13 protein-coding genes and 1 pseudogene are annotated in these 12,388 nt (G+C 44.0%); 8 read left to right on the top strand and 6 right to left on the bottom strand.

Annotated features, from left to right (window positions below):
* Positions 1–8: 8 nt before the first annotated feature.
* The gene (locus tag Q5L94_RS02440) at positions 9–923 is read right to left on the bottom strand and encodes a LysR substrate-binding domain-containing protein (protein WP_317496892.1); all 915 of its coding nucleotides are present in this window, start codon (positions 921–923) and stop codon (positions 9–11) included.
* A 110-nt stretch (positions 924–1,033) separates the two neighbouring features.
* Here Q5L94_RS02440 and Q5L94_RS02435 point away from each other — a divergent pair, with 110 nt between their 5' ends.
* The 6 genes from Q5L94_RS02435 (at position 1,034) to Q5L94_RS02410 (ending at position 7,357) form a co-directional block, all read left to right on the top strand.
* Positions 1,034–1,882, top strand: coding sequence for a DMT family transporter (locus tag Q5L94_RS02435; protein WP_317496891.1), 849 nt, complete (start codon positions 1,034–1,036; stop codon positions 1,880–1,882).
* A gap of 162 nt (positions 1,883–2,044) precedes the next feature.
* Positions 2,045–3,787 carry a GGDEF and EAL domain-containing protein gene (locus tag Q5L94_RS02430; protein ID WP_317496890.1) on the top strand — a complete coding sequence of 581 codons (1,743 nt, stop codon included), beginning with the start codon at positions 2,045–2,047 and terminating at the stop codon, positions 3,785–3,787.
* Positions 3,788–3,877: 90 nt separating this feature from the next.
* On the top strand, positions 3,878–4,552 hold the full coding sequence (locus Q5L94_RS02425; RefSeq protein WP_317496889.1) for an FAD-binding oxidoreductase: 675 nt from the start codon (positions 3,878–3,880) through the stop codon (positions 4,550–4,552).
* Between the two features lie 26 nt (positions 4,553–4,578).
* Positions 4,579–5,370, top strand: coding sequence for a 2,5-didehydrogluconate reductase DkgB (gene dkgB, locus Q5L94_RS02420; protein ID WP_317496888.1), 792 nt, complete (start codon positions 4,579–4,581; stop codon positions 5,368–5,370).
* A 749-nt stretch (positions 5,371–6,119) separates the two neighbouring features.
* On the top strand, positions 6,120–6,914 hold the full coding sequence (locus Q5L94_RS02415) for a WYL domain-containing protein (RefSeq protein WP_317496887.1): 795 nt from the start codon (positions 6,120–6,122) through the stop codon (positions 6,912–6,914).
* An 86-nt stretch (positions 6,915–7,000) separates the two neighbouring features.
* Positions 7,001–7,357 carry a hypothetical protein gene (locus Q5L94_RS02410; RefSeq protein ID WP_317496886.1) on the top strand — a complete coding sequence of 119 codons (357 nt, stop codon included), beginning with the start codon at positions 7,001–7,003 and terminating at the stop codon, positions 7,355–7,357.
* On the opposite strand, the gene Q5L94_RS02405 is transcribed toward Q5L94_RS02410, so the two are convergent.
* The 5 genes and pseudogenes from Q5L94_RS02405 to Q5L94_RS14255 all read right to left on the bottom strand — a co-directional run bounded on the left by Q5L94_RS02405 (position 7,337) and on the right by Q5L94_RS14255 (position 11,368).
* Positions 7,337–7,795, bottom strand: a complete 459-nt coding sequence (locus Q5L94_RS02405; RefSeq protein WP_317496885.1) for a hypothetical protein — start codon at positions 7,793–7,795, stop codon at positions 7,337–7,339. The two genes, Q5L94_RS02410 and Q5L94_RS02405, sit on opposite strands and share 21 nt — an antisense overlap.
* Positions 7,780–9,750, bottom strand: coding sequence for an AAA family ATPase (locus Q5L94_RS02400; RefSeq protein WP_317496884.1), 1,971 nt, complete (start codon positions 9,748–9,750; stop codon positions 7,780–7,782). Before Q5L94_RS02400 ends, Q5L94_RS02405 begins: the two co-directional genes overlap by 16 nt.
* 117 nt (positions 9,751–9,867) lie before the next feature.
* Complete coding sequence (locus Q5L94_RS02395; RefSeq protein ID WP_317496883.1) at positions 9,868–10,758, bottom strand: hypothetical protein; 891 nt, start codon at positions 10,756–10,758, stop codon at positions 9,868–9,870.
* 96 nt (positions 10,759–10,854) lie between these two features.
* Positions 10,855–11,004 (bottom strand): annotated as a pseudogene (locus tag Q5L94_RS14260) (hypothetical protein); the annotation flags it as partial.
* A 190-nt stretch (positions 11,005–11,194) separates the two neighbouring features.
* Entirely contained in the window at positions 11,195–11,368 is a 174-nt protein-coding gene (locus Q5L94_RS14255) for a DUF2939 domain-containing protein (RefSeq protein WP_411161925.1), read from the bottom strand.
* A gap of 167 nt (positions 11,369–11,535) precedes the next feature.
* Here Q5L94_RS14255 and Q5L94_RS02390 point away from each other — a divergent pair, with 167 nt between their 5' ends.
* Both Q5L94_RS02390 and Q5L94_RS02385 read left to right on the top strand, forming a co-directional pair.
* Positions 11,536–11,886: an outer membrane beta-barrel protein gene (locus Q5L94_RS02390; protein ID WP_317496882.1), complete on the top strand. Its 351-nt coding sequence runs from the start codon at positions 11,536–11,538 to the stop codon at positions 11,884–11,886.
* On the top strand, positions 11,887–12,045 hold the full coding sequence (locus Q5L94_RS02385; protein ID WP_317496881.1) for a hypothetical protein: 159 nt from the start codon (positions 11,887–11,889) through the stop codon (positions 12,043–12,045).
* Positions 12,046–12,388: the final 343 nt, after the last annotated feature.

Genomic DNA, 12,388 nt, shown 5'->3' with positions numbered 1-12,388 from the left:
TCTTTGCGTCAGCTAAGAGCAGGCCTTCCCGAACGATCGCGGCAAAGATTCACCAGCCAATCGCCCAGTGCCTCTACTCCCGGGCTTTTTGCAGTCGTTGAGGGGTACACAAAATAAAAGCTATCGTCGGTTTTAATACTATGAAAAGGTAATTCAAATAAGCTTTCAGCACGCTCTTGCTCCGTTGTCATAAACTCGTTAAGCAGTGCTATACCCTGGCCGTATTTCGCTGCTTCGGCCGCCAGTAACAAGTGGCTAAAATGGTGGACTTTCGCTGTTGCAGGGAGCTGTAAATTGGCTTTTTCAAACCAACGCTGCCAATCGGTACCCGGTTTCCCACTTGCAAAGGCACTAATTGCCGACAATAACGGGTACTTTATCAGCTCATCGGCACTTTTTAGCCGGTTAACTTCTGAAAAAAGTGCTTTTGAGCAATAAGGCTTGAGGGTTTCATCGTATAAATGATAACGCTGATAACCTGTAGCCGGTGGCTTTGTTGTAATGAAACAGTCTGCCCAGCGGATATCAAAATTACCATCCTGCGTTAACATTTGTAGAGTCAGTTCAATATTGGGGTAACGTTGGCGAAACTCATCTAGCGCAGGAATTAACCACTTAACCGCCAATGAGCCATGCACAGCCAAGCTTACCTGGCGAGAATCATTTTGTTTAAAGTTAACCGTAGCCTCTTCAATCGTACTGATAGCTCCGGCTACCTCGTTAAAGTAGCTTTCTCCCAGCGCGCTCAACATAGTCTGTCTGCCCCGTCGAATAAACAATTGAGCCCCCAGAGACTCTTCCAGCAGTGCTACTTGGTGGCTGACAGCACTTTGCGATACATGCAAACGCTTAGCCGCTTGAGAGAAACTCTCACAGCGAGCCACTTCGACAAAATACTGTATCGCTCTGAACGGCAAGCTCATTATCTAAAAATCTCATCTTATGATTATTTAATATCATTATATTTTATATCAAACCTTCCGTAAAATGCGCCCAAGTCGTCATCATGTCGTTCCCCAAGGGCTATAAGAGTATGAATCGTTCGTTAATCATGGCTGTTTTCCTGCTGGTTGTCGGAAACAATATTGTCATTTTCTCAGATTCATTAATAAAATTACTGGATGGTTTTGATGCCCCCTTTCAGTTTGTTTTATATCGGCAAGTTAGTGCGGCACTCATTTTACTGCCTTTTATCGTATTTTTTAAACGGCCTTTATTGCCGAGAAGACTTCGCTGGCACGCCACAAGGGCGCATATTTTTTTACTTGGTACTGTCTTTATGGTGGTATCACTTACCACCCTTCCGTTAGCAACAGCCAATGCTATTTTCTACGCTGCGCCTATTATTACGGTAGTGCTGGCGCGGCTATTATTTAAAGAGCGAGTTACACGCTTGTCATTGGTCACAGCCGTGTTAGGTATGACTGGCGTGTTGGTTATTATTAACCCAACATCTGCAAATATTTTTGCGCTGGCTGCTCTGGTTGTGGCTACAACACTAGCTTTGAACAATCTATTAATAAAGAAGCTGCCACCAGAGCATGGCATAATAGACACGCTATATTTGACTAACTTATTAGGTATTCCCGTTGCTGCCTGCCTGACCTGGTTTGAAGGTGCCAGTTTTAATTTAGACACATTATTTATAGCTGTAGGCTCTAGCCTATTTTCTATGATTTATGCTGGTACATGTGTTTTTGCTTATCGGGCGGCCGAAAGTAATAAAATTACCAGCGCAGAATACACGGGCCTTATCGGCGCGGTAGTTTTAGGAATGCTATTTTTTACCGAAACGCCAGATGTCCGCTTTTATGTTGGCTCGGTGTTGATTATTGTGCCGCTAACCGTCCTTACTTTGCGAAATTCTAAGTCAGTTGGTTAACACTAAAAACCAGCTTTTTAAATAAGTGGACTCATGTCGTGAAAAATAAAAAACTTTTAATATCAAATTTTTAAGTAATCGCCTCGGCTATTTTTAAAGTTTTTGATTTTTTATTCAAATTAAGCCATGTAAAATTAGTGTTCAGTCTATTGAGGACACTGAATGCTACACGACTATGAAAGAAAGCGTTTGGTCGCGCTTCGCCAGCTAAATTTATTGGACACATCGCCAAGCGAAAGTTTTGACCGTATAACCCGTATGGCAAGTAAACTTTTCGGTTTACCTATCGCAGCAGTCTCCTTAACAGATAAAGACCGGCAGTGGTTTAAATCTCGCGTTGGTGTTGAACATACAGAAATCCCTCGTTTTAAAGCCTGTTGTGGTGAGGTTGCTGATACATCAGGCTTTTTAGTCGTGCCCGACTTGCAGGACTCTCCACTATATCAAAACAGCGTACTGGCGGAATCGGGTGTGCGCTTTTATGCCGGAGCCCCGCTTACGACCCGTGACGGTTATACACTAGGGTCTATGTGTGTACTTGGTAACGAACCCCGCCTAATAAACGACGACGAGCGTGCCCTGCTTCAGGACATGGCTGCTATGGTGATGGACCAGATAGAGCTGCAACACGCCTTCGGGCGAATAGACCCCGTAACAGGACTGCCTAACCGCAATCAATTTGTCGAAGACATTGAAGATTTAAAAACAGAGCAAAGCGGGCTCCGCTATGCCTTGCATGTGGATCTATTTGACGAAAACCAGCTCCGTTCACTACAGCGAGTAGTTGGGTTGCCAAGCCTCGACAACCTAGCGCACGACATTGCCGACTACCTGAAACAACAGCTGCAGAACCGCGATCGCCTTTATTACATCGGTGGCTGTGAATATTTGTACTTAGTCGACGACAATGACGAAGACATTAATAAAACAGCCAGAGCTTTGTGGCAATTAGTTAACGACGTGGTGTTGGGTGAGTCTTCTCCTTTATTACACACTCCAGTCATTGGAATTGCGCCATTCGAAATTAGCGATGCCTTTGGCGCGGACATAATTCGCACAGTACACAGCGCCAGTCAGGACGCGCGCCTGACCGGTGAGGACGTAGTTCTGTACTCTCAGCAAATGGATGCAGAGCATCGCCGGCGCTTTACTATTTTGCACGACTTTCGTCAGGCACTGGAAAGTAATGAACAGTTGTTCCTGTATTTTCAACCCAGATTAACTCTCAGCGACAATAAATGTCACTCGGTAGAAGCACTGATACGCTGGCAACATCCTACCCTGGGCACGATTTCTCCAGCCGAGTTTGTTCCTCTGGTAGAGAGTACGTCATTGGTACGGGAAATGACCCACTGGGTATTGCAGCGCTGTATCGAGCAAATCAACCTGTGGCACCAGCAAGGTTGTTCACTGCAAATAGCGATGAATATTTCTGGTAATAATCTGGATGAAGCCGGCTTTGCAAAACGCATATTATCGGCTCTGAAAGCAGCTGATATTGACACTCGCTGGTTCGAGCTTGAACTTACCGAAAGCGCCATTGTAAGCCACAGTAAACAAGCAATGAAACAATTAAAAACGCTTGCTGAAGCAGGTGTATCAATTGCTATTGACGACTTTGGTACCGGCTACAACACATTGACCTACTTACAAGAAGTTCCGGCACATGTGGTTAAAATTGACACAGCTTTTGTTTTTAACCTTGATCAAAAGCCTCGAAATCAGGCAATCGTGAACGCTATGGTGAGTATGGCGCAACAGTTAGGCTACCGAGTTGTTGCAGAGGGCGTTGAAAACAAAGAAAGTTGTGAGTATCTACGTCGAATTGGTTGTAATGAGATACAAGGCTTTTGGTATAGTAAACCTAGCCCTGCCGATGAGTGCTGTGCGCTGGCTCGTACCTAAAGATAGCGTTTATAAAGCAAAACCAGCGATCCTTTACTATCTTTATCAAGTATAAATAATATCAGCTCGACAATCACTGTGAGGTATAACATGAGCCATACAGTAGTCATTAAGGATATTTCTGACATTACCCACGATGTAAAAAGACTCCGAGTGGAAAAGCCTTCGGGTTATAGCTTCACGCCCGGTCAGGCCACTGAAGTTGCCGTGGATCGCGATGGATGGCTTGATGAGAAGCGGCCCTTTACCTTCACTTCACTGGAGAGTGACTCGTTGTTAGAGTTTATTATCAAAATCTACCCTGATCACGACGGAGTAACAGAGCAGATTGGCCAGTTAACTGAGGGTGACGCGCTGATCATCGGCGACCCCTGGGGCACCATTGAGTATAAAGAAGAAGGGATTTTTCTGGCTGGTGGCGCTGGCGTCACTCCGTTCATTGCCATTTTACGTGACTTACATAACAAAGGCGAAATTGGTAACAATCAGTTAATTTTCTCCAATAAAACCGAAGAAGATATCATCCTTAAGAACGAGTTTGAGTCCATCTTAGGCAGCCAATTTATCAACGTTATCACCCACGAAGAGCCTTCTGGCGATCATATCTTTTTAGATGGCCAACTCGATAAGGACTTTTTGAAGTCACACATTAACGATTTCAGCCAGGCATTTTACATCTGTGGCCCTGATGCGTTTAATGACAGCATTATGGACGTCCTTAAAGAGCTCGGTGCTGACCCTGACGCACTGGTTTTTGAAGAGTAAAGACTGAAACCTAAAAAGGAGACATTATGATACCTAATTTCGGCATGGGAACGTTTCGTCTTAAAGGTCCAACATTAACTGAACTGGTTACGGAAGCCATTGAGATGGGCTACAAACATATTGATACAGCCCAGGCTTATGAGAATGAAGCCGACGTTGGCAACGCTTTGGCGCATGCTAGCAGCGACGATGTATTTGTCACCACCAAGGTCTGGTTTGATAACTTTAAACACCAAAAGGTACTTGATAGCCTTAAGCAAAGTTCAGATAAACTGCAACGCAGCTGTATCGACCTTGCACTTATCCACTGGCCGTCTCCCAACGACCAAGTGCCTATGGAAGAGACCCTGGATGCTCTTACTGAAGCCCGTGAACAGGGTTTAATTAAGCATTTTGGTGTTTCCAATTTCACCACCAGTTTAATGGAGCGTGCCATTAAGCATGTCGGTGCCGACAATATTATGACCAATCAGGTTGAAGTTCATCCCTTTATGCAAAACCGGAAAGTTACTGACGCCTGCGAAAATAAAGACATTAAGGTAACCGCTTACCTCCCTCTGGCCAAAGGTAAAGTAGTTGAAAACAGTACTTTGCAAGCCATTGCTCGTGAGCACAATGTAACAGCAGCTCAAGTTGCACTTGCCTGGGAGATGCATAAAGGCTTTGTTACTATTCCTTCGACCACTAAAACAGAGCATTTACGCAGTAATTTAAAAGCGCAAAAAATACAGCTAACAGAGCAGGATATGGCAGATATCGCCGCGCTCGATCAAAACGAGCGGATAATTGATCCGGATTTCGCTCCGAAGTGGGATTAAGATCAATACAAATTTTGCCATTAATTAACACTGTTGGCGTTGCTAATTTCTTCTTCAACGGGGGGATGACTCCCTCCGTTACCTTTTAGCTACGTCTTTAATATAAACCGAACCACAAGCAGACGATTTATCATAAATATAAACGGAGCTTTGGCAAAATTGCTGCCAATCTTCTTTCTTTAAATTCAACATCGAGCGTTTTTTCCTCAGAAGAAAAACGACTCGACTGATAATGAGTATAAAATACTTAACCTCATCCTGATTCACCACGATACGAAATGTCTCAACCTTAGACTACCCTAGCCTAACTTTAGTGACCGACCACCAAGCGCGTCGATGGTATACCATGCGTCTGAATCAAATCGCTATACTGTATGAGTTACCTGAGAACCTATGCGGAAACTCAATGAACTGATTGCTCAACATATCGAATCGGAACTGAGGGCACACACACTAGGTTTAGTAACCTAAAGACTGACTTATGAGCAAAAGCGCAATCGTTTCTGTGGTTTTGGGTAATTAAATAGTCCATAAAAAACACCTGTACTTTGTTAGTTGGTCTAATACAGACGTGTTATGGCAATTTAGAAGCCTATGATTTGAGCTCTACCCGATGAAATACTTTCGTGACTCAAGGATAGAACGTAAACTAGCTATTGTATCCGGCTTTTTAAAAGCTATTCTCCAAACTACAAACATGGGCCCCAGACAATGACATCACAGGGATCGCGGCAAACACTAGTCAGGCAGTGGGAAATGCTCAAATTGCTACCAACTCCAACTCGCCCGCCCGGCAAATTACTCAACAGCTAAATGACGAGGACTTCGGTGTCTCTAAGCGGCAAGTTGAACGCGACCTTGATCAGCTGTCACAATCCTTTGCTTTGGTGTGTAACGATAAAGGGAAGCCCTATGGCTGGCATTGGATGGAAGGAGCCAGTGTTGATATTCCGGCGATTTCTGCAGCAGAGGCGTTATCCCTGACAATGGTCGAAAAAGTGTTAAAACCGCTGGTACCAAAGAGCGTATTACAGTCCATTGACCCCCGCTTAAATCAGGCAAAAGAAAAATTATCAAAACTACAGCAACACTCGGATTCTCTAGTTCAGCGCGGGGTCAGTACCTATGTGGTTGCTCGCGTTGATCCATACGAGGACGTGTTGCTGTTTGCAATTCATCGAATGGTTAAAGCTGACCTAGTTGAAGACAAGGCTGCCAAGCCACCTGAGGGGTTTAAACTTTCGACCTACTTAGAACAAGGAGCATTGCAATTTTCTGACGGTAAAGAGCTTCGTTTGCGAGCACGAATTAACGATAACCTGACTATGCATTTAAAGGAAACTCCTCTCAGCCCTGATCAGGCAATAACTACAACGTCATCTACTAACCTCCTGGTAGCAACTGTCGCTGATTCATGGCAACTGCGCTGGTGGATATTATCTCAGGGCGATCAAATAGAAGTTGCTGAACCCGTCGAACTTCGAAAAGAGATACAAGCGAGTTTGAAAAATGCGTTACAGAACTATCAGACTTATAACGTATAAAGTTGGCTCCTAACAACTGGTGAGGCTTCTAAAATCACTTCAAACGTCTGTACTGAGCTAATCCAAAAAAGTACAGGTGTTATAATATGACCAAAAAAGATATTGAAAACGGCAGTAATAACCACGCTGCAAATCAGAAGTTAGTTTGCCAGTTCCCAAATCCTGCGCGTTTATGGTTACAGTCTCGGTTGGATGCTTTATCTAAACAGTTTTATCACGCTCTCGATGGGCTGGAGGGAATTATTACCTATGATTATTCTGACGAAAGTGCCCTATATGCAGAGTACCGACTATCGGGCTACAGCGCTAAAAAAATAGAATGTTTTCAGCAAGAGGTGGGCTTTTATCTGCACTCACTCATCGATAACTATCGAAGCATAGAGTTACCCCCCCACATTTTGTATGTAAAAAATCATCGCATTTCAATTCAACCGACTGAATGAAGCGAGGGCATGAAGTGAGAACAAGTCATTGCTTAATCTTCGAATATAGTTTAGCCAATGCCGCAGGGTCGGTCGTGTAGTGCAAGTCACTTTGCCAATCGGCCCTTTGCATTGCAAAACCAAAGTATTCAGCAATGGCGGCTTTGTTTTTTTATTCATTAGTGCTTTATCTAAATAAACTAAAAAGCGTTGTTTATTCATTTGATACAATACCCGTCCGCGAGGCAAATCTTGATAATCATAATGCGCGAGCTCAGGATTACGATCTCGAAACTGATAATGCTTACTCCAGCTCGCAACGTGAGTTGCGTCAGAGTCCATTAAACCATCAACAGATTGCGATGCCTCGCTAATCGTAGTTCGCTCACCAAATACCATTCCGTCGACCATCCAAAAAATCCCGATGTTTTCATCCCGGGAAATTACAAATTCAGACATTCTTCGTTCTCCTGAATCAAACAGCTACGTAGGGCACGTATAACTTGTCGTGGTGTCGCTTTAGCAGATTCATCGATTGTAGGAACTTTAAAGCTATTTACAGCTGCCCACTGACTGACTTTCTTCCTGATCGCCGTTGTAGCCCATGCTTTCATTTGCACGGACAAATCTATCGCACTTTCTATTGTCGGATACTGGGTTAAACTTTGCGCATTGTCTAACGTTATGACTATCGGTCCCTTCGCTGTTCTAATTCTCTGGGTCAAGAGATGAAGCGTACTCTGAGGTGATGGCATCAGACGTTCTATTGCCGTTACAACATGATCGAAGTTGTCAATTGCCAGGAGTCGTTGTGTTTGTGCTGCAACGTTAAACATGTGAGTAAGATTATCCTCAAGTATCTCAGGGCTACAGTCAATAATTGCAGCAGCACTGAAAAATAAGTTACTGCCGTTACAGTCATGGCACAAATAACGAGCCAACGCTGTTTTTCCGCTGCCACTGATGCCATTTATCAACAGACTAACATTTGAACCTTCTTTGCAAAGTCGCTCTAGCTTGTCCTTGGAAATAGTGCCGTCGAGTTGAGCAACACTCATATCAAAGTGACCTAACTCAGGACTATATACCTGTGGTAGCTGTGGCATGTTCATTTCAATAATTTTTTCAGCAGATAAATATTGATCTGAAAATCGACTAACTAATTTTGCCAGCTGAGAAATTTTAGCTGGCGTTAAAGAGTCAGTATATGCCAGCGCCTCAATAATTTCAGAGTTAACATTTTGGTCGTTAAAAGATTTTTTCAATAATTTCATACGCGAATAAAAGTCAGGCTCGTTGATATTGATAATACAGTCAAACCGCCTTAAAAAAGCAGGGTCAAGATGCTGGGCGCTGGCACAAATCCAGTAAGCCGTGGTGTGCCGATATTCTAATAAACGGTTTATCCAAGCTTTTCGTCTTCCATCAAACTTACTTTCACGCAAGGCATCTCCGGCGTCGTCGAATAAAATATGGCTACTGGCGGCGCCTTTTAACATTTGGCTGATGCGGTCAAATTCTGCCAGGCGAAGCTTTCCATAATCACCATTACTATCAGCTTCCTTAAACGGAACTTCTACTAAATCGACTTCTGCATCTTCCGTTAATGCTTTTATTAGTTTCGTCTTGCCAGTTCCGGGGGCACCTACCAGCAGAATACTCATTGGTTCAGAGCGCCCCTCACTTGTTTTTCGCACGCAACCTTTAAGTAACGCAAGCTCATCATTTAAGTAGCGGAACTGTTCAAGTTTAATTGTTTCTGGAAGCGCGTAATTGATAAGGCCTTTAAACACGTCATCCTCCATAGATTGGCATGCGTGAATCCGGCCTGATACCTCTTTGCTCATACGAAAAACTTCCGCCCCAAACTGCTCAGGCGACTCTATTATCTTCATTTTTCTCAAAAGAGAGTGTTTCATTGTATTAAGTTGGTCGAGAGTCATTGTACTCACTCCAATGATTTTACTTAATAACTTAAAATCACCGCAGTAAGCAAAGTATCGATAGATCATATCAAGCATCGCGGCAAGCAGACTGGAGTTACCGCACAGGTAAGAAAAAACGACACAACGATACTCATCATCAGATAAATCAAGCCGGCGCTGGAGAGCTCGTGCGCCTAAAACCTCTGGTATACGAACTCGCCAGTCTTTATTATTTCGACTGAAATCAACCAACTGCTCGAACAAGTTGTCAGGAAGGTCATACAACACTGCAAGTTCATTAAGCCACGACCCCATACCTCGGCGCGCATCATCTTTTTTTACCAAAGTTAGGCAGCGAGCTAGCCAAAAAAAGGAAAGGGGAATCCACTCATATTCAAATGTGTGTTCGTCGCTGATACCAACCTTAATAGGTAATTCCGGTAGTTTGGGACTATCGGCAGTTAGCTGAACCTTGTTTAGTTGTTTCATAGGCACCCCACATTTTAGTTTACTTTGTGAGGCTAGCATAACGTACAGTTGCGACATCTTATGTCGTTGCCAAGTAGGCTAATTGAGCGTGAGCCGCTATGGTTATCTACAAATCTTTTACAGTAATGTGGCGTTTTGCAGCCACTTTTTTCCTGTCTGTGTATGCTCACAGAACTCCGTAAATACGTTCTTTAGTGGATAAACTAAGTGCCCGTTAACAATGTCTGTTGTGTCGCAGTTGCAAAAATAGACGGTTTTGTGACCCGACATGCGGTACTGATCAAGCTTCTGAAGTTTTTTTCCCGTTGGGTTTATTTTTTCAAAAGTGACCTGCACCGAAACCATTTTTCCGTGCTTATCAACGCCCAAGATATCAATGTCTTTCATGGTTCTGCCAACCGGCATTACAGTATACTCAAGCTGCGGCAAGCCGTTTTCTGCAGCCTTTTGTGTGCGCATGTACTCCATGCACATCACCTCCTGTAGGTCAGGTGTTAAGCTACCAAGAACAATGGTTTTATTGCCTTCGACCAAGTCAGCAACCCGCGAGCCTACTTTGTGCCACTGACAAAAGGTGCCCTGACGAGGCTGAACCGCAGTTAGCGATATTGCTTGCCCCGCATTTAATTCACGCGCTTTTTTATTGTTAAGCTTGATTGATTTAAGTATGGCTTCACGCGCTGGCAAATCACCTTTTCGCTTCCATTTACCCCGATGAATTTCAACGCTGCTGCCAGGTTCAACAACGCCAACTTTTCCCCCTGGCTTGCCTCGATAAGCCGCAAAAACATACCCCCCATGACGTGCTAAATCTTTAAACCGTTGTAAGTTTGATTTAGCTGAACCAGAGTAATCATCAGGATCCAGACTCTCCGAATCAAAATCGCCGAAGTTGCCGCTATTATCCACGGGGTAGTGAATAGCAACTCGGTCTTGCTGCCAAAGCTCATCCATCGTCGCTTTGTCAATTGCCAGCGCTGAACTATGTCGTATGAAATAAGTTTTCATTTATTCATCCCTTATCTTATTTAGAGCATTTATACCTCAAGCATGTTAGACGCTTTGCCTTTTAGCTTGCGCCGCTGCTTAAGGGTTGCCCATTCTTTATGAACAGACGGCCTTTTGAATAGCCGGCTTCCATAATATGTCTGCATTGCAAACTTTAAACAGGTTCCCTGTTACCGGCTTAGTCGGTACTTTCAACCCTTTGTGCCATGGCATCAGCCAGCGCTCAGAGCCGACTTTAATCTGCTCAAGTAATGTGTTTGGCTAAATGGGTTTATCGTACTGATGTTGCATACAGCCAATTGTTGAATCATTCATTGGCCGAGCATACTATGCGCTTTTGCATATTTAAATTTATAAGCAACAACCTTACCAAATCTGGCCTATTTATAGGCCTATAAGTCTTGTGGAATAATAATATCGGTCAATACCCCGCCTGTTAAACCTTGGCGGCGCAAGATAAATTCAGCTTGCTCGCCATCAGTTGTCGAATACCCGCAGGGGTGACATAAACATCGACGATTTTGTCTACCATTGCCGATGCTAGCGCAGCGCCTAACGCGGCGAAGGGGGTTATCTCGCATTTCCTCGTCTTCCGCCACTTTTTCGGCAAGCATAATGTTTATTTATGCTTTGAGGCTTTGCCCCACACTTGCAAAATCAATATATTTGGAAAGCGCCTCGCTATCCCCGTCTCGGCCGCAGTTCTCATTTGGGACACGGTGATATAAGGACTTGCTGCCACGTACGCCACAACTGCAATAATTAGCGCCTTCATACTTGGATACCGATATCGATATTGGTATTGGCGAAGCGTCATTCGACGGCTTCGGCTTAAACGGTTCGTTTAGCGTTGCCGACAACTGGGTGCTATTTGCGGATTACAAGGCTGTTTCAGAGGACGCAAACGGTGCCAGTGCTGATTTAGATATGCTTTCTGCCGGTGCCGGCTATTATCGGGGCGTATCTGAGAATACTGACCTTTTTGCCACAGCATCAGTGGAGCGTCTGGATGTCTCAGGTTCATCAGGTGGGTTTTCTGCTTCTGATGATGAGACAGGGTTCGGTATTGGCGTTGGTGTTCGCTCAATGATTACATCCACATTTGAGCTGAGTGCGAAAGTCGACTAAGTGAATATTGACAGTGATGACGTAGTACGTGCAAAAGCTGATGCGTTTTATTACTTTACCGACAACATTTCGGTTGGTGTGGGATATGAGATGTATCGACCAAGCGATGTTGACTTAGATATTGATACGCTGAACGCTTCGTTCCGGTATTCGTTCTGATTCTCATTGTTAGATAGAGTAAAGCCCGCGCGCCATAAGCGGGCTGTTTATTATAATCATTTAAGCTGTTCTACTAACACCACAATTCAAGCTCCACCTGTTTCAGATTCATGAGAGAAAAGTTAAAAGCAACATTGTTTAGTCGAAATTTAGAGCGTAGAAAAACATGCTCTCTATTTTCTTCGTTTGGTCATGAGCACTCCTTATGGGCATATTATGCCTCGTTTTGGATGTGTCCGTAAAATCTGAGTAGAACCCTACAGCGAATTATGAATAGCGGCTTCGCCCTGTACGATAGTTTAAGCAGTCACGATGCGACAATACTGGGGTTAAGACTGACCTG

It is taken from the genome of Idiomarina sp. Sol25, assembly GCF_033052775.1.
Classification (GTDB): domain Bacteria; phylum Pseudomonadota; class Gammaproteobacteria; order Enterobacterales; family Alteromonadaceae; genus Idiomarina.
Note: the sequence above shows the minus strand (reverse complement) of the source record. Positions and strands in the feature narration are given on the sequence as shown.

Bases quoted from the DNA above. Each gene is read 5' to 3' on its own strand.
- dkgB (WP_317496888.1), top strand. From the start codon at position 4,579: ATGATACCTAATTTCGGCATGGGAACGTTTCGTCTTAAAGGTCCAACA.
- Q5L94_RS02410 (WP_317496886.1), top strand. From the start codon at position 7,001: ATGACCAAAAAAGATATTGAAAACGGCAGTAATAACCACGCTGCAAAT.
- Q5L94_RS02400 (WP_317496884.1), bottom strand. From the start codon at position 9,750: ATGAAACAACTAAACAAGGTTCAGCTAACTGCCGATAGTCCCAAACTA.
- Q5L94_RS02430 (WP_317496890.1), top strand. From the start codon at position 2,045: ATGCTACACGACTATGAAAGAAAGCGTTTGGTCGCGCTTCGCCAGCTA.
- Q5L94_RS02440 (WP_317496892.1), bottom strand. From the start codon at position 923: ATGAGCTTGCCGTTCAGAGCGATACAGTATTTTGTCGAAGTGGCTCGC.
- Q5L94_RS02435 (WP_317496891.1), top strand. From the start codon at position 1,034: ATGAATCGTTCGTTAATCATGGCTGTTTTCCTGCTGGTTGTCGGAAAC.
- Q5L94_RS02405 (WP_317496885.1), bottom strand. From the start codon at position 7,795: ATGTCTGAATTTGTAATTTCCCGGGATGAAAACATCGGGATTTTTTGG.
- Q5L94_RS02395 (WP_317496883.1), bottom strand. From the start codon at position 10,758: ATGAAAACTTATTTCATACGACATAGTTCAGCGCTGGCAATTGACAAA.
- Q5L94_RS02425 (WP_317496889.1), top strand. From the start codon at position 3,878: ATGAGCCATACAGTAGTCATTAAGGATATTTCTGACATTACCCACGAT.